The 16,340-nt window shown below is 43.0% G+C and carries 16 protein-coding genes and 1 pseudogene; 9 read left to right on the forward strand and 8 right to left on the reverse strand.

Annotated elements, in window-relative coordinates; genetic code table 11:
• Positions 1-268 precede the first annotated feature (268 nt).
• Together ED652_RS17810 and narQ are read right to left on the reverse strand one after the other, a co-directional pair.
• Complete coding sequence (locus tag ED652_RS17810) at positions 269-901, reverse strand: response regulator (RefSeq protein ID WP_017105883.1); 633 nt, start codon at positions 899-901, stop codon at positions 269-271.
• A complete protein-coding gene (narQ, locus tag ED652_RS17815; RefSeq protein ID WP_122055668.1) occupies positions 888-2,618 on the reverse strand; it encodes a nitrate/nitrite two-component system sensor histidine kinase NarQ in 1,731 nt (576 codons plus the stop codon). Before narQ ends, ED652_RS17810 begins: the two co-directional genes overlap by 14 nt.
• A gap of 253 nt (positions 2,619-2,871) precedes the next feature.
• On the opposite strand from narQ, the gene napF reads away from it, so the two are divergent.
• From napF to ED652_RS17845, 6 genes are all read left to right on the forward strand, one after another.
• A complete protein-coding gene (gene napF, locus ED652_RS17820) occupies positions 2,872-3,351 on the forward strand; it encodes a ferredoxin-type protein NapF (RefSeq protein ID WP_122055669.1) in 480 nt (159 codons plus the stop codon).
• Positions 3,352-3,374: 23 nt separating this feature from the next.
• Entirely contained in the window at positions 3,375-3,680 is a 306-nt protein-coding gene (locus tag ED652_RS17825) for a chaperone NapD (RefSeq protein WP_122055670.1), read from the forward strand.
• Positions 3,677-6,166, forward strand: a complete 2,490-nt coding sequence (gene napA, locus ED652_RS17830) for a periplasmic nitrate reductase subunit alpha (RefSeq protein WP_017105879.1) — start codon at positions 3,677-3,679, stop codon at positions 6,164-6,166. Before ED652_RS17825 ends, napA begins: the two co-directional genes overlap by 4 nt.
• A gap of 125 nt (positions 6,167-6,291) precedes the next feature.
• Positions 6,292-6,753 carry a nitrate reductase cytochrome c-type subunit gene (locus ED652_RS17835; RefSeq protein ID WP_004731324.1) on the forward strand — a complete coding sequence of 154 codons (462 nt, stop codon included), beginning with the start codon at positions 6,292-6,294 and terminating at the stop codon, positions 6,751-6,753.
• 29 nt (positions 6,754-6,782) lie between these two features.
• A complete protein-coding gene (locus ED652_RS17840) occupies positions 6,783-7,364 on the forward strand; it encodes a NapC/NirT family cytochrome c (RefSeq protein ID WP_004731326.1) in 582 nt (193 codons plus the stop codon).
• 11 nt (positions 7,365-7,375) lie between these two features.
• Positions 7,376-7,513 (forward strand): TIGR02808 family protein, encoded by a 138-nt coding sequence (locus ED652_RS17845; RefSeq protein ID WP_004731329.1) that lies wholly within the window; start codon positions 7,376-7,378, stop codon positions 7,511-7,513.
• A 128-nt stretch (positions 7,514-7,641) separates the two neighbouring features.
• Here the strand turns inward: ED652_RS17845 and phaC are convergent, their stop codons facing one another.
• The 5 genes from phaC to ED652_RS17870 form a co-directional block, all read right to left on the reverse strand.
• Positions 7,642-9,468, reverse strand: coding sequence for a class I poly(R)-hydroxyalkanoic acid synthase (phaC, locus tag ED652_RS17850; RefSeq protein WP_122055671.1), 1,827 nt, complete (start codon positions 9,466-9,468; stop codon positions 7,642-7,644).
• A gap of 75 nt (positions 9,469-9,543) precedes the next feature.
• Positions 9,544-9,891, reverse strand: a complete 348-nt coding sequence (locus ED652_RS17855) for a phasin family protein (RefSeq protein WP_004731353.1) — start codon at positions 9,889-9,891, stop codon at positions 9,544-9,546.
• Positions 9,892-10,001: 110 nt separating this feature from the next.
• The gene (locus ED652_RS17860) at positions 10,002-11,213 is read right to left on the reverse strand and encodes an acetyl-CoA C-acetyltransferase (protein ID WP_122055683.1); all 1,212 of its coding nucleotides are present in this window, start codon (positions 11,211-11,213) and stop codon (positions 10,002-10,004) included.
• A gap of 26 nt (positions 11,214-11,239) precedes the next feature.
• Positions 11,240-11,980 (reverse strand): SDR family oxidoreductase, encoded by a 741-nt coding sequence (locus ED652_RS17865; RefSeq protein ID WP_122055672.1) that lies wholly within the window; start codon positions 11,978-11,980, stop codon positions 11,240-11,242.
• Positions 11,981-12,564: 584 nt separating this feature from the next.
• Positions 12,565-13,242: an SH3 domain-containing protein gene (locus tag ED652_RS17870; protein WP_122055684.1), complete on the reverse strand. Its 678-nt coding sequence runs from the start codon at positions 13,240-13,242 to the stop codon at positions 12,565-12,567.
• A gap of 96 nt (positions 13,243-13,338) precedes the next feature.
• Here ED652_RS17870 and ED652_RS17875 point away from each other — a divergent pair.
• Positions 13,339-13,881: pseudogene (locus tag ED652_RS17875) on the forward strand (hypothetical protein); the annotation flags it as partial.
• Between the two features lie 439 nt (positions 13,882-14,320).
• The gene (locus ED652_RS17880) at positions 14,321-14,563 is read left to right on the forward strand and encodes a hypothetical protein (protein WP_102435739.1); all 243 of its coding nucleotides are present in this window, start codon (positions 14,321-14,323) and stop codon (positions 14,561-14,563) included.
• A 238-nt stretch (positions 14,564-14,801) separates the two neighbouring features.
• On the opposite strand, the gene ED652_RS17885 is transcribed toward ED652_RS17880, so the two are convergent.
• A complete protein-coding gene (locus tag ED652_RS17885) occupies positions 14,802-15,260 on the reverse strand; it encodes an Lrp/AsnC family transcriptional regulator (protein ID WP_122055673.1) in 459 nt (152 codons plus the stop codon).
• Between the two features lie 149 nt (positions 15,261-15,409).
• On the opposite strand from ED652_RS17885, the gene ED652_RS17890 reads away from it, so the two are divergent.
• Positions 15,410-16,339 (forward strand): DMT family transporter, encoded by a 930-nt coding sequence (locus ED652_RS17890; RefSeq protein WP_122055674.1) that lies wholly within the window; start codon positions 15,410-15,412, stop codon positions 16,337-16,339.
• Position 16,340: the final 1 nt, after the last annotated feature.

Genomic DNA, 16,340 nt, shown 5'->3' on the forward strand with positions numbered 1-16,340 from the left:
GCTTAGCATGATCCTCATTTCATTGAAAATCAAGCACCTTCAATGATCACCGGTATAGAGCCGACATTAGGTCTCATTTTAGCTTAGTAAAAATACTCTCAATAAGCTGTATCAAAAAGCCAGCAACTTACATTACTGGCTTAATAAAAATCGTCTGCGTATCTAAGGAAACAATTTAAGTTCAATATCATCAGAACCTAACCTTAATTGAACCTAACATTGTAATTAGTAGCATGGCTTGAAATAGTTTATTTCAAAGGAACAAGCCCTACTTCATTTCACCGTAACGTTCTAGATAAAGAACCGTTGCAGCCGTACGTGAAGGTACCTGCAGCTTCTTCAGCAAGCTCTTCATGTGTACCTTAACTGTCGATTCAGAAATGAACAGATGATCAGCAATTTGCTTGTTACGGTAACCTTTCGCAACTTCTTGAAGGATCTGAGTTTCACGCTCAGTCAGTTGGTCGAAGATATCATTACGACTGTCAGCGTCATTTAGGTAACGAGAAACGACACTGCTATAGGCTTTGTCGCCGCTGTGTGCTTGTTTAAGCAGTTCAATGAGCTCATCGGGTTCAGTGTCTTTCAACAAGTAACCATCAGCGCCCGCTTTTACGATAGCTTCTATATCTGCAGGGCTATCCGATACGGTTAAGATGACAATGTTAGCGCTTGAACCATCGGTACGAAGTGCTTTTAGGGTATCTAATCCAGACATCCCTTTCATATTCAGATCCAAAAGGATCAAATCAGGTTCTTCTTCGTGAGCAAGTGCAACGGCTTCGGTGCCATTGCTCGCCTCTGCAATCACTTCAAATTCGTCTTCAAAGCTTAGTAATTGGCTTATACCTCGGCGCATCAATGGATGATCATCAACCAGCATTACTTTACAAATCGTCAACTTTAACTTCCTTCAAACTTTTATATTTCAATATGACTGTACAGCCTTCACCTTGAGCTGCTTCAATCGTTAAGTCGCCATTCAGTCTTGCCGCACGCTCCTGCATAATGCTCATTCCATAGTGGTTCATTCTCGAACTACCTAGGTCAAAGCCATCTCCATTATCTTTGATCACGACTAATACTTCACCATCTTCATCGATACAGCATACATCTATCAAGTCGGCATTGGCGTGTTTTATTGCGTTTATTGTTGCTTCTCGAATCAATTGAAGCAAGTGAACCTGACTGTGCGCATCAAGCTCAATCGATGACAGATTATTGGTTAAGTTAATCTTGGCATCTGTTCTTTCACTGAGTTGCTCGAGCATGGTGCTCAAAGCATCTCCGAAGTTGCCCTCTTTAATAGACAACCTAAATGTCGTGAGCAACTCTCTTAACTGAGTATAAGCATCGGCTAAGCCGTTACCTATCTCTGAAGCAATTTGCTCTGATTGTTCGCGGTGTTTTTGCTCAGGTAATTTACCAATCACACGCTTCAATAAAGTCACTTGGATCTTCAGGTATGAAAGCGACTGAGCAAGTGAATCATGCAGCTCACGTGCTATTGTCGCACGCTCTTCCATAATAATAAGCTGCTCGGCTTTCTTTTGCGCGCGATTATAATAAATTGCACGAGATAACAGTTGAATAAAGCTCTCTATTAACGTCTTTGTTGAGTGCCCATGATGATATGAGCAATACAGGTAACCCAAAATGAGCTCGTTATCATCCAGCTTCATCTCAAATTTTTCATACTCACGATTCGCGTCGTAGCCCTCATCCATTATCAATGAGCGACCTGAGTTATCTGCAATCTCTAATCTTAACGACTCAATCCCTTCTAAGCTGACTAAGTGCTGCAAGATGGCCCGAAAGTTTTCAGGTGCAATCCGCGTTACCGTGAGTTCTTGAGACGAATAATAAAGCGCTTGTAATGATTGGTTCGCGTTTTGCAGTTCAATCGTTTTGGCATCAACGACATCTTCGAGGTTTCGATAAAGCACACCCAAATCTTTGGCCATTGAGTTGAACGTTTTCGTCAAAATACCCAATTCGTTGTTGCTGGTAACCTGCAATTCCACCTTGAAGTCGCTATTTTTTATCCTCTGACTCGCGCCGACTAGCGCATGGAGAGGCTTAACAACTTGTTTACGCACAAAGTGAACAACAAAAAGAGATATGACGAGAATACCACCTAAACCAATACCACCAGCCCACGCTAATTTAATCAGCTTATTCTCTGAAAACTCCTGAAGCTTGAAAACGAAGTGGTCTATCTCATTTACAAAGTTTTCCACTAGCACCAGATAATGTTGACGATCATCGCTATTCAATACCCGCTTCAGTTCATGCCAGCGACCAATGATTAGATAGTAATCTTCTGTGATATCGGTTGGCACTTCCCAACTGACCAACTCCGCCATTGAAGACGAGTAGAGCGACTTCTCAAATTCTTGGATATGAGAATTGTAATCAGCTGATTCTATTTGAATATCATGCGCCAAACGATAGCTCTGCATACGCATTGAACCTGCCACATTTATAGCTTCTGCATCATTCAAGCTCGAAGCCAAAGTGAAGATAGCAAAGCCAGTAGTAGCAACCGACAGCAACAGTATAGAAAGCAACGATTTTGCTATTGTGCTAGTGACAGATGAAACCGGTTTTATAAGCAAAAAAGCCTTCCTAGTGAGAGATGAATAGCCAGCAAGATCGTATTGTCACACATCAAAAATCATAGCTCCATTCAATATGTGATCACTCGCTTTGTAATTTATTGATCTAAGACAATATATGCCCCTAATTAGCCCTTAGGGGGTATTTATACAATTGTTTCTAAAACTACACTACTTGTGAGGACTAATTACAAGATATTAATAGAATAATGACACACAATTACAACATCTCAGCAACATCCATAGGTATCTAGTGGTAGATCTATCAAAACGCCGTCTATTTTCAAGACGAAAAGTTGACTCAAGCCAGATTCGTTTGCCTTGGATTAACAACCTAGAAAGCTTTGTAGATGACTGCACTCGCTGCGGTAAATGCATCGAGAGTTGTGAGACTAAGATAATCATTGTAGGCGATGGTGGATTTCCTACCGTCGATTTCTCTATTGATGAATGTACGTTCTGTTATCAATGTGCAGATGTTTGTCCTGAACCTATTTTCAAGCCAAAGCAAGGAGAGCCTTGGCAAGCAAAAGCACGTATTTCTGATAAGTGTTTAGCGCAACAAAATGTTGAATGCCGAAGCTGTGGTGACATGTGTGAACCTATGGCCATTCAATTTCAACTTAGAGCAGGCAGTGTTGCTCTACCAAAAATCGAGTTAAATGAGTGTAACGGTTGTGGGGCCTGCGTAGCAGTTTGCCCTACTTCAGCTATTCTTGTGAGTAATGCATAAAACAAAAATAACGAGAGCAATTTATGGCACTAAATGAAGTGCATATATCAAGTTTAGTCGTGCATGTGAGCCCAGAGCATCTGGTCGAGATCAAAGCAGAAATCGAGAATTTTGATAATGCAGAGATCTACGGGGACAGCCCTGAAGGCAAAATCATAGTGGTCCTAGAAACCGAAAACCAAGGTTTTGTAACGGACACCATCGAAGCAATAAATAACATTAAGAACGTTTTAGGGACAGCTTTGGTTTATCACCAAATCGAGACTGAGCTCGACGAAACGGATTTAGAAACTGGAAGCAACAATTCTCAACTTGAGGGTGAAGTATGAAAATGACAAGACGTGCGTTTGTGAAAGCAAACGCGGCTGCATCAGCGGCAGCCGTTGCAGGCGTAACACTACCAGCAACAGCAACCAACCTGATTGCTAGCTCAGATCAAACAAAAATCACGTGGGATAAAGCGCCTTGTCGTTTTTGCGGTACGGGTTGTTCAGTACTAGTAGGTACTCAAAACGGTAAAGTGGTCGCAACTCAAGGCGATCCAGAAGCACCTGTAAACAAAGGCCTTAACTGTATTAAAGGCTACTTCCTTTCAAAAATCATGTACGGCAAAGACCGTCTTGAACAGCCACTTCTTCGTATGAAAGATGGCGAGTTCCACAAAGATGGTGATTTTGCACCAGTATCTTGGGACAAAGCATTCGACGTAATGGCTGAGAAGTGGAAAGCAGCTCTGAAAAAGAACGGTCCAACAGGCGTTGGTATGTTCGGTTCAGGCCAGTGGACTGTAATGGAAGGCTACGCAGCAGTTAAGCTGATGAAAGCGGGCTTCCGTTCAAACAACATCGATCCAAACGCTCGTCACTGTATGGCTTCTGCGGTAGGTGCATTCATGCGTACCTTCGGTATCGATGAGCCAATGGGTTGTTACGATGATTTCGAACACGCAGACGCATTCGTTCTGTGGGGTTCAAACATGGCAGAAATGCACCCAGTACTATGGACTCGTATTACAGACCGTCGTCTAAGCCACCCACACGTTAAAGTAAACGTACTGTCTACTTACTACCATCGTTCTTTTGAGCTTGCAGACACGGGTTACATCTTCGAACCTCAATCAGATCTAGCGATTGCTAACTTCATTGCTAACTACATCATTCAAAACGATGCCGTTAACTGGGATTTCGTGAACAAGCACACGAACTTCAAGCAAGCAACAACAGACATCGGTTACGGCCTTCGTGATGATGATCCTCTACAACAGGCAGCTGCGAACCCTAACTCAGGCAAAATGACTGATATTAGCTTCGAGAACTACAAAGCTTCTGTTGCTGAATACACCGTTGAGAAAGCGTCTGAAATGTCAGGTGTATCTCAAGATGACCTGATCAAGCTGGCTAAGCAATACGCCGATCCAAACATCAAAGTAATGTCACTTTGGACTATGGGTATGAACCAACATACTCGTGGTGTATGGATGAACAGCCTTGTGTACAACATCCACCTTCTAACAGGTAAGATTTCTACTCCAGGTAACAGCCCATTCTCACTTACTGGCCAACCATCTGCATGTGGTACAGCTCGTGAAGTTGGTACGTTCTCTCACCGTCTTCCGGCAGATATGGTTGTTGCTAACCCTAAACACCGTAAAATCGCAGAAGACATCTGGAAACTTCCAGAAGGCACTATCCCTGCTAAACCAGGTGCTCACGCTGTTGTTCAAGACCGTATGCTTAAAGACGGTAAGATCAACGCTTACTGGGTAATGTGTAACAACAACATGCAAGCTGGTCCAAACATCAACACGGAACGTCTACCAGGTTACCGTAACCCAGATAACTTCATTGTATGTTCTGACCCATACCCAACAGCAACAGCTCAAGCGGCTGACCTTATCCTTCCAACAGCAATGTGGATTGAGAAAGAAGGTGCTTACGGTAACGCAGAGCGTCGTACACAAGCATGGTACCAACAAGTGAAAACGGTAGGTGAAGCTAAGTCTGACCTATGGCAAATCATGGAGTTCTCTAAGCGCTTCACTATTGAAGAAGTTTGGGGCGAAGAACTTGTTGCGAAAATGCCTGAGTACCGTGGCAAAACCATGTACGACGTACTTTACAAAAACGGCAACGTTGATGCATTCCCACTGTCTGAAGCTCAAGAGCTTAACGACGATGCACAAGCTCAAGGTTTCTACGTTCAAAAAGGTCTATTCGAAGAATACGCAGCCTTTGGTCGCGGCCACGGTCACGATTTAGCACCATACGATCGCTACCATCAAGTTCGTGGTCTACGTTGGCCTGTTGTTGACGGTAAAGAAACACTTTGGCGCTTTAAAGAAGGTTCGGATCCATACGCTAAGAAAGGTTCTGATTGGGATTTCTATGGCAAGCCAGATGGTAAAGCACTGATCATCAATGCTCCATACGAAGCGCCACCTGAAGTACCAAACGATGAATACGATATGTGGCTATGTACAGGTCGTGTTCTTGAGCACTGGCACACAGGTACTATGACTCGTCGTGTACCAGAACTTTACAAAGCAGTACCGGATGCACTTTGTTACATCCACCCTGCTGACGCTAAAGCTCGTGGACTTCGCCGTGGTGATGAAGTTCTTATCGAAAACAAACGTGGTGAAGTACGCGTTCGTGTTGAAACTCGTGGTCGTAACCGTCCACCACAAGGCTTGGTATTCGTACCATTCTTTGATGCAAGAATTCTGATCAACAAGTTGATCTTGGATGCAACGGATCCTCTGTCTAAGCAGACGGATTACAAGAAGTGTCCAGTTAAGATCACTAAGGTTTCTTAAGCGCCAATTGCTTTTAGAACCTAGATACAAGATCTAACGTATTTAATATTGTGACTACTTTTTTCATCACTTTTTGAAGGAAGTAGTCCACTCAAAGAATTAGCCTTTAGGCGGAGAAATTAACCATGAAAAAACTGATTACTGCCCTACTATCAGCTGGTCTTTTGCTAGCTGGTGCAGTTCAAGCTCAAGCTGAGCTGGATAACCCAGGCGGCATTGGTGGCGTAGAATCTCTACGTGGTGCAAGTGAACTTGAAGCTACTCGCGCAGCGGATGACTTCAAAAAGTTCCCTCGTGACCAAGTACTTGAGAGTGACTACGTATACCAACCACCTCTAGTGCCTCATACTATTCGTAGCTATGAAGTTTCTCTTAACGCTAACAAGTGTCTTTCTTGCCACAGCTGGAAAAACGCAAAAGAAATGGGTGCTACTAAAGTGAGTGTAACTCACTACATGAACCGTGAAGATGCGGTACTTGCAGACGTATCACCTCGTCGTTACTTCTGTTTACAGTGTCACGTACCTCAAGCTAATGCTAAACCACTAGTTGAGAACGAGTTCAAACCTGTAGATTCACTGCGTTAATCGTAGCCAGACGGTAAGAGAGGCTATATATGATAAAATTACTTAAAGCGTTTTGGAAAAGACTCGCGACACCAAGTAAAGCAGCGGTAGGCGTTGTACTTTTCTTGGGTTTCGCTGGCGGTCTTTTATTCTGGGGTGCATTTAACACAGGTATGCAAGCAACCAATACGGAAGAGTTCTGTTCTGGTTGTCATGCGCCTATTGTTGCTGAAATCCAAGAAACAATTCACTACTCTAACCGCTCAGGCGTTCGTGCTATCTGTTCAGATTGTCACGTACCTCACGAGTGGACAGATAAAATTGTTCGTAAGGTTCAGGCATCTAAAGAGTTGTACGCGCACTTTATTGCAAAAACCATCAACACTGAAGAGAAATTCAAGGCACGTCGTGCCCACCTTGCTGAACGTGAGTGGAAACGTATGAAAGGCAATGACTCACTTGAGTGTCGTAACTGTCACCAGTTCGATTACATGGACTTCTCAGAGCAGAGCCCTCGTAGTGCGAAACAACACTCAACGGCGCTAGCTTCTGGTGAAAAAACGTGTGTAGATTGCCACAAAGGTATCGCACATAAACTACCAGACATGCACGGCGTTGAAGGCTGGCAATAAGGAGCGATTGAATGAGTACTTTAGAAAGCGTAATTTGGCACATCCTAGGTTACAGCGCTATGCCAGTTATCATTCTTGGTGGCTTTGCAGGTGTTGCAGCCGTATCTCTTTGGCTTTTATCTATGACTAAAGACAAAGAAATCGATTAGAAATCGAAATTGCTTCAACTTAGGCCAATTATCTTTGGGATGAGTTGATACTAAAAAGCCACTGAATTCAGTGGCTTTTTTATTATCTGGCGCTTGGTATTTCAACTGTTAAGTTGTGATAATCAATTCTAAGCTTCGCTTTCCGGAGCTTTTGTTTCGGCGACGTCTTGCTCAGCGGTCTCTTTATCAACAATCGGCAGCACCTGTTTAACATAGTTACCCGGCGCCTTGCCAATCACAGGGTGAAGCTCGGAACCTTGATTGAAAGGTTCGATTTTCTCGTCAGCTTCAAAGCCTTGTAACCATTGATCCCAGTGTGTCCACCATGAGCCTTCATTGTGGCTTGCGTTATTTAGCCATTCGTCAGCAGAATCGTCTAGGTTGTCGTTCAGCCAGTAGCCGTATTTCTTTTTCTCTGGATGGTTAACAATGCCGGCAATATGACCGGACTCACCCAGAACAAATGTTTTGTTGCCACCAGTGTTTAATGCACCACGGTAAGTCCCCTGCCACAAAGCAATATGGTCTTCTTTAGCTGAGATAAAGTAGCTTGGTATTTTGATCTTGTTCAAATCAATCCAAACACCACCTACTTTCACGCCTTTGTCTTGAACCAATTTATTTTCAAGGTAGAGCTCTCGCAGCAAGAAGTTATGGCATTTAGCCGCCACGTTAGTGCTATCACTGTTCCAGTACAACAGATCGAACTCCATCGGGCTGCTGCCTTTGAGGTAGTTATCAATGTAGTAATTCCAGTACAAGCTGTTCTCTCGAAGCAAACTGAACGTCACGCTCAACGAGCGACCATCCATGTAGCCTTTCGCGTTGTTCTGTTTCTCAATCGCGTCGATTATCGTCTCATTGATATACGCCCCAACCTCACCCGGCTGAGAGAAATCTAATAACGTGGTAAAGAAGGTCGCCGTTTTTATGCGTTTCTTCATACGCTTAGCCGCATAGTAAGCCACCGTAGATGCGAGTACCGTACCGCCAATACAATAACCTGCGGCATTGATTTGTTCTTTGCCGGTAATGTCTTCAATAGCAGTGACCGCCTTAACGACACCTTCCGTGACATAGTCACCGAATTCTTGGTCTTTCTGCGCCTCGCCCGGATTGCGCCAAGACATCATGAATACGCTATGCCCTTGCTCAAGCAACCAACGTACCATCGAATTCTTCTCACGAAGGTCAAGAATATAGTACTTATTGATAAACGGCGGAACGATCAACAATGGTGTCGCATTAACTTGTGGTGTCTTTGGGTGGTACTGAATCAGTTCGAACAAGTCATTTTGAAAGACGACATCACCTTCTGTATTCGCGACATCTACACCCAATCGGAATGCGTTGTTATTGGTCATGCGGATCTTAAGGATGTCAGCACTCGCTTCCACGTCCGCTTGCAACTGCTCTAACCCATCAAGAAGGTTCTCGCCATTTCTCTCAAGAGTCAGCTTCATCAACTCTGGGTTAGTCGCGATAAAATTGCTTGGGGACATGGCATTGATAGCCTGACGTGAAAAGAACGCTACACGCTCTTTGGTTTTCTCGTCAATGCCTTCAATCGAGTTGATGGTATCGATATAGCTTTTACTAAACAGCAAGTAAGATTGCTTGATGAAGCTATAGAAAGGGTCGTTCTTCCATGCATCATCGATAAAACGCTTGTCACCACGATCTTCAGTGATAACGCTTTCAGTGTTACCCATCAGTGCTGCGTTTTGCCAGATTTGCAGTTGCTGTTCCCACCATTGGGATTGCAGCTGAAGTAGAACGGCTGGTTGGTTTGCGGCTTGCTCAAAAATTTTCGATGCATCATCAAAATTCAATTCTTGCATCGCTTTATTTAGGGGAGATTGCGCGGCTTCCTTGTTTTGTTCAAAATTTTCCCACCATTGCTGGTTTGTTTGTTGAAGCTTAACAAGGTAGTCCGAAAAGAAGTGTTGAAACATAACATGACTCCAATAATCGGAAAATCGCCACCAAGCCGTACAGGCCAACCTGTACTAGCTCGATGGCGACTAGTTTTATGCAGGTGTAACTGTTTTCAAGTTTTCAGTTGTTAGTGTTTCAACATCTTCTTTGAACTCTTTTGCAGCAGCTTGCATTTTTGAGCTATCACTCATCATCTGTTGAGACAATTGAGTAAGTGCCGTTAGTTGCTGGCCGTTAAAAGCGGTGAGGCTATTTACGTCTTTGATTTCACTGACTGCTTTCATTTGTGCAAGACCCATATCGGTATAAGTCTGCAACGCATTCATTTGAAGTTCAGTCATTGTTTGAACGTTCTTTGCAACCAACTTGTTGAATTTCAAGTACGGTTCGAACTGCTTTTCAGTTTGGTCTGTGATTGTTTTGAAAATATCCGTGTACATAAGTAACTCCTGGTGAATACATAGTTAGTGAAGAAATAGCTTAATAAAGAAACAGTTAAAGAATAAATAGCTTAAAAAACCAATTTGGCTCGCCTACGGCATGTCGAGTTCTAACCCTCAATACCTTTAAGCAAAACAGCGGTTCCCATTCCCCCGCCCACACAAAGCGAAGCAACACCATAATTGGTATGTTGCTCGATCATTTCGTGGATGAGTGAAACAATAATTCGGTTACCTGATGCCCCTAGAGGGTGACCAAGTGCGATAGCGCCACCGTTGACATTAACTTTAGATTTGAACGCTTCAAGCGGCAGATCATGTTGTTCAGACAACTGGTACATTACGCCTAACGCCTGTGCAGCGAAGGCTTCATTCAACTCAAACAGCTCGACTTCTTCTAAAGTTAAATCCGCTTTATCTAGCGCTTTAGATACTGCTTCTACTGGACCCAATCCCATGATCTTTGGGTCTAAACCCGATTGTGCGTAGCTGCTCAGCTCTACCAGTGGTGTCAGGCCGTATTTCAAGACCGCCGATTCAGACGCTAAGATAATGGCACTTGCGCCATCATTGATGCCTGACGCATTACCAGCGGTGACCGTTCCTTCTCGGTCGAAGGCTGGACGAAGCTTTTGTAGAGCTTCGAATGTCGCGTCTGACTTCGGATACTCATCGGTATCAAAAGTAACGGTTTGTCTACGCTGCTTAACTTCGACAGGGACGATTTGTCCTTTGAACTTACCCGCTTCAATCGCAGCAACTGCTTTCTGTTGGCTTTCTAACGCGTAGTTATCTTGTGCGAGACGCGAAATATTCAAAGCATTGGCGATGTTTTCAGCCGTCATGCCCATGTGGTAGTGATTGAACGCATCGGTTAACCCATCACCCACCAACAAGTCTTTCATCGAGATGTCACCCATCTTGTGCCCGTTGCGAATACTCGGTGGCACAATAAAAGGAATCTGAGACATCACCTCAACACCCGCTGCAATAACGACTTCAGCATCTTGTGCTTTGATGTGCGCTGCTGCGTCCATCACCGATTTCATACCACTGCCGCAGATCATGTTCACACCGTATGCAGGTGTTTCCTCAGGTAACCCTGCATAGATGGAAGCCTGACGAGCAACCCCCATACCTTGACCTGCCGAAATCACATTACCAACGATCACTTCATCAATCGCATCCAACGAAAGATCTACGGACTCCAAAGCCCCTTTAATCGCGACGCCCGCTAACTCGCCTGCTGTGATGTTTTTTAACGACCCTGTAAATGCACCAATAGGTGTGCGCTTTGCAGCAACAATAAATACCTTTTCCATCATTCAATCCCCTTAAGTTTCACTTATTAGTGCATGTACAAGCCGCCATTCACAGACAGTGTTTCGCCTGTAATGTACGCACCAGATTCACTCGCTAAAAAGCCCACTGCGTCTGCAATTTCTGCAGGCGTAGCTAAACGTTTCATTGGGATTTGGTTTTTAATTGAATCAAGGATTTCAGGCTTCATTTGCTCAACCATAGGCGTGCCGGTATAGCCGGGGGCAACCACGTTTACTGTCACACCACTCCTTGCACCTTCAGCAGCCAGTGCTTTTGAAAAACCAATCATTCCAGCCTTTGCTGCGGAATAATTAGTCTGTCCGAACTGACCTTTAAGACCGTTCACTGAAGAAATGTTGATGACTCTGCAGTTGCCCTTTTCACACATCGGAGCAAACAAAGGCTGTGTCACATTGAATAGGCTGTTGAGGTTAGTCTCAATCACCTCTTTCCAAGCTTCGGCATTCATCTTTTTGAAGACGCTGTCACGAGTAATACCCGCGTTGTTGACCAAAACATCCACCGTGCCTTCTTCTTCTAACAACTTGCTTAAGCTCTGTGCACATTCAGCGGTGTTGGTGACATCTAATTCAAACAATCTCACTTGATCTTCAGTAAACTGTTTTTCGTTAAACCAATCCAGTGCACACTGATAATTCCCAGTAAAATAGGTCGCGATAACACGATAGCCATCCTCGACTAATTTAGAAGAAATTGCTGAGCCGATACCGCCTTTTGATCCTGTAATTAAAGCAAGTTTTTTCATTAATGATTCCATCCCTTACAAGCAATTAAATAACAATGATGTTAATAAGATAATGTCTTAGTCGATAATTAAAATTTACGTTTTGCTTTAATTAAACCCTACATCTAAAAATCAAAAAGTATTATTACAAATAAAAAATATTTTCATGTTATGGCTAAAAATCTGACTTACATCCCAAAATCCATGAAATGTTGCGATTATGTAAACTACAGCAAACAACTGATATTAATAGACTTTATTTAACTTCAATTATATCACCAAACCGATAAGCCTTTGTTTACTTTAAATAAAATGACACGACTTAACTTGTTTCAATGAGAATGCAATATTGAAAAAGTAAACAATTGATCGTAGGAATAATATCGACATTGCTATTTCCTATTAATAAATCTATCGAGGCACTTCTGTATAAAATACAATATAAGTAAATGTTAATTTCACACTAGCTTACAACCTGACTCGATGAATCAAAGTGAATAGGCAATAAAAAAGCCCACTCTCAAGAGAGTGGGCTTTCAATCTAAATCAATAAATAGAAAGGCTAATCGCTATTAATAAATCTGATATTAATAGCGAAGTAGATCCTACTTAGTAAATATTTCATTTGTATTTACATCTAAATAAATTTTATTTTCAAGCGATAGTCCGCCGCAATAAATAAAATAGACATCTCGGTCACTGTACTTCACCGACTTCACCCAACCACCTAACTCCTCGAAGTCACTTGGGTCACATTCGCCATCAGAGATCAGCTCTGCAACCGTCTTACGGAACTTCTCTTTATGGATCTTAAGATCGTCGGATTTAACCAAATATGAATCCAATATCTCTATGCTTTCTTTCTCGGAAATAATCACTTCATCATCAGATAGGCCAGACATCGAAACCCATTCGGCTGTCTGTGGTCCACCTTCTTTTAGAACGATGTAATCTGAGATACGAGCCCACTCACCTTGTTTTTCAAGTACTTCGACTTTTTCGCCTTTGTAGAGGTAATCTGTTATCAAGCCATCAACTTCTGGTTGTTCTACCACTTCAAGCTTTCTATCCAGAACGTAAAACTCTGTCTGTTCTGGCTCAGGTTTAAGCTCCATGATCGGTTTTAAATCCGCTTCAGGCTGAGTAACTTCTTCAACGGACTCTTCGGTTTTCTCTGCTGGTGTTGGGTCTTTTTTCATAACAAAGAAGTAGTACGCCGCTCCTCCTCCGCCCAATATTAACAATACAAGTAAAGCGATCAGCGCTTTTTTCATCAAATCCACCAGCTCTTCCGTTTTAGGGTTACATGAAGTGTACATCAACTCATGCTGCCACTCATCTATACTGTCTGTAGAGAGCACGGTAAGTAGAGGAAAGTCATGCGTTTTTGGGTAAAGGTTATCATTATGAGCGTACCTTTGATTGCCAATGCCGCGGTCGCAAGCCATTGCGATCGTGAAAACTGGCAAACATTGTTGGATCGCCAACTCGTATATGAAGATCGCTACAACCAATACACCAAAGAGTTCAACCAAGTTCTCTCAACCTATGAGTCACAAACTCTGCTATCTAAACACTTCAACGAAACACAGATCATTGAGCTTTGGGCAAAATATGAAGAAAGGTTTAATGTGCAGCTCAATAGTCATATGAATACCGCTTATGATGTCTCTGAGGTTTTGTTAAAACAGGCATACGTCGTCTCTACCGAATTAGACGGAGCTCAATCTCTCATTCACTCATGGCAAGCCGTTGCTCAACACTGTGCTAGAGCAAAACTTCCGCGCCAAACTGAAAGCGCACAGTTGTACGTAACGAGCTCGAAATCGCTCGCCAAAGATCTCCACACACTCAGCGAAAAATTCCGTCAGTTGTCGTCAAAGTATCGTCAGGAAGCCAAAATGATAGATGATGCACGCCATGCAAAAGCACCAGAAGATTCCCCCGGGCATGCCCGGGGTACTTACCGTGACAACGCTAAAGCGTTGACCAAAATTACAAACAGCTTACGCTGTAATTTTGGAATTGGCATTCATCCACGGGTAAACCCGTGGTTTTCTGTATTCACAGAATAAACGATGCATCAAACTGAAGCTCATACTCACCGCACTCTATTCCTCGACTGGATTTATTCTCATAACGGACTACCTCGCTGCCAGAATATCCAGAAAAATCGTTAATCAAAGCTTTATCAATAGCTTGTAAAGTTAATGTGGTAACTATCAACAATAAAGTTCACTTTCCGACCAATGCAAGCAAATATGTGAGATATTCATCACAAAATAGATTTACAAACGCCAGAAAATTGTTATCATGAATCTTCATATAACTTAATAACAAGAAACATTTTGGCTAGGTAATATGCAAAAGACTATGGCTTTCAACTGCTTGAGTAACACGGAAGGGACTGCAGAGATAAGAGGTAAACTTTTATCTGTCGCTAAACACATGGAAGAGTTCGGTTCAGTAAGTGAGCTAGAGCTATGTAAGATATTTGGAGAGACAATTTGGAATGACGGTGTGGATTACCATTCACATGCATTTTCATTCAGAATTAATGTAAAAACCGGAGATTGTTCAATCTCTAACTTTAAATATCACTGATTTTTGCACCTATACATACGGAGTACCTTTCACAAGGTGCTCCGTTTTTTATGGCCGCTATGTTAAGTTGTCGAGCCCAGTTTAGTTTTCAACCTGACTTTTCTATCAGCAGTAGAACATTGCCTTTTCAGCTCGCCAACCAACCTCAATGCATATAAGTTACCCTTTCAGCTTAATCGCTCTTACTTGGCTTAATCGAGCTATTTAGAGCAGTCAGTCTTTGTCAACACAATCAATCTTAATCAACATAGACAGGCAGCGGTGCATTACCTTTCACTTGTCTAATCGCGAGATGCGTATGTATGTCCTTGACGTTTGAGAGCCGTTGCAGCTTTCTTGTAAACGCCTCATAGGCCATCAGATTCGGGCTAACCACTTCTAACAGATAATCATAAGCGCCAGATACTACGTGGCAGCTGATCACCTCCTCCATCTCAACAATAACGCCTTCAAATTTATCGATCGACACTTCTTGATGGTTATTTAGACTCACCTCAACGAAGACACTCATAGCAATGCCAACTTGCTCTCGCGACAAGCTCACACGATAACCGTCAATAATTCCCTTTTCCTCAAGCCTTTTGATGCGTCTTGCGCACGGTGAAGGTGATAAACCGACTTCATCTGCTAACTCAGCCGTAGTTAACCTGCCATCTTTTTGTAGCAACTCTAGAAGATGCCTATCAATTCTATCCATAGTAAATGCCGATCATTGGTTAAATTCGTTAATAATTTGATAAATATTAGCAGGAATCCTCAATGATAACTCAAGTTAGAACTAAATTTGCCAACCTATGGCATAGCTCTTAATTCATAATTAAGCATAATCCACTTTCCTTATTTATTATGAAGCTTGGCTATCTATCTATCGTTGTTACTCTGCTCATCTGGGCGAGTTTTTTTCTTTCGCTTAAAGGCGGCGCAAATTCAGATTTGACACCTGCAGACATCGCACTGACGCGATTTCTCATCCCTGCATTAGTGCTACTACCTTTGGTTTGGAAAGCGCGTACTTCTATCTCTTCAGTCCCTAAGCGCTACCTAGCGGGCATGTTTGTAGGGTGCGGATTGCCTTATTTGCTCGTTGCAGGAACAGCTATGCAATTTGTTCCAGTATCACATGGGAGTGCTTTAGTTCCGGGAACGCTGCCACTTTTCGTCACTGGCATTGCGGTACTCGTTTTTAAGCAACCACTAAGCCGACACCGTATCGCCGGTTTAGCTCTGGTTTTGCTCGGCATATTGCTGTTTTTAGGCAGTAGCTTAAGCAGCTTCAACTTTGAATACACCAAAGGTCACTTGTTGTTTTTGTGTGGAAGCTTAATGTGGGCCACTTTTACTATCTCAGCGCGTGTCGCCAACCTTGATGCATTAGTGAGTGCGGGGTTCATTTCATTGTGTTCTACTTTGCTATTACTGCTCCTTATCTTGACTGGCAGCCTACCCAGCCATCTAATGGATACACCAATCACACAGTGGCCATTTACCGAGCTTGCTGTACATTCTACAGTGCAAGGCGTCGGTGCTGGTTTAATTGCCGCATTCACTTACCTTTATGCAGTTAACACATTAGGTGCAGAGCGCTCGGCGGCTTTCGGAAGTGCCACTCCCGCCGTCGCTACCTTGTTGGCGGTTCCACTGTTTAACGAGATTCCAGATGCGATGACTTGGATTGCTCTTTGTTCGATTTGCATCGGCAGCTTGGTCGCTAGCAACATTTTCATGAGAAACGATCAGTCTATGCAGTATCAACCACCAAGCTTCAGCAAAAGCTGAT

Origin of the sequence: Vibrio sp. Evd11, from assembly GCF_900382755.1 — a bacterium.
GTDB lineage: Bacteria > Pseudomonadota > Gammaproteobacteria > Enterobacterales > Vibrionaceae > Vibrio > Vibrio lentus.

Excerpts from the sequence above, each read along its gene's own strand:
- ED652_RS17825 (WP_122055670.1), top strand. The coding sequence starts at position 3,375 with ATGGCACTAAATGAAGTGCATATATCAAGTTTAGTCGTGCATGTGAGC.
- napA (WP_017105879.1), top strand. The coding sequence starts at position 3,677 with ATGAAAATGACAAGACGTGCGTTTGTGAAAGCAAACGCGGCTGCATCA.
- ED652_RS17835 (WP_004731324.1), top strand. The coding sequence starts at position 6,292 with ATGAAAAAACTGATTACTGCCCTACTATCAGCTGGTCTTTTGCTAGCT.
- ED652_RS17840 (WP_004731326.1), top strand. The coding sequence starts at position 6,783 with ATGATAAAATTACTTAAAGCGTTTTGGAAAAGACTCGCGACACCAAGT.
- ED652_RS17845 (WP_004731329.1), top strand. The coding sequence starts at position 7,376 with ATGAGTACTTTAGAAAGCGTAATTTGGCACATCCTAGGTTACAGCGCT.
- phaC (WP_122055671.1), bottom strand. The coding sequence starts at position 9,468 with ATGTTTCAACACTTCTTTTCGGACTACCTTGTTAAGCTTCAACAAACA.
- ED652_RS17855 (WP_004731353.1), bottom strand. The coding sequence starts at position 9,891 with ATGTACACGGATATTTTCAAAACAATCACAGACCAAACTGAAAAGCAG.
- ED652_RS17860 (WP_122055683.1), bottom strand. The coding sequence starts at position 11,213 with ATGGAAAAGGTATTTATTGTTGCTGCAAAGCGCACACCTATTGGTGCA.
- ED652_RS17865 (WP_122055672.1), bottom strand. The coding sequence starts at position 11,980 with ATGAAAAAACTTGCTTTAATTACAGGATCAAAAGGCGGTATCGGCTCA.
- ED652_RS17880 (WP_102435739.1), top strand. The coding sequence starts at position 14,321 with ATGCAAAAGACTATGGCTTTCAACTGCTTGAGTAACACGGAAGGGACT.
- ED652_RS17885 (WP_122055673.1), bottom strand. The coding sequence starts at position 15,260 with ATGGATAGAATTGATAGGCATCTTCTAGAGTTGCTACAAAAAGATGGC.
- ED652_RS17890 (WP_122055674.1), top strand. The coding sequence starts at position 15,410 with ATGAAGCTTGGCTATCTATCTATCGTTGTTACTCTGCTCATCTGGGCG.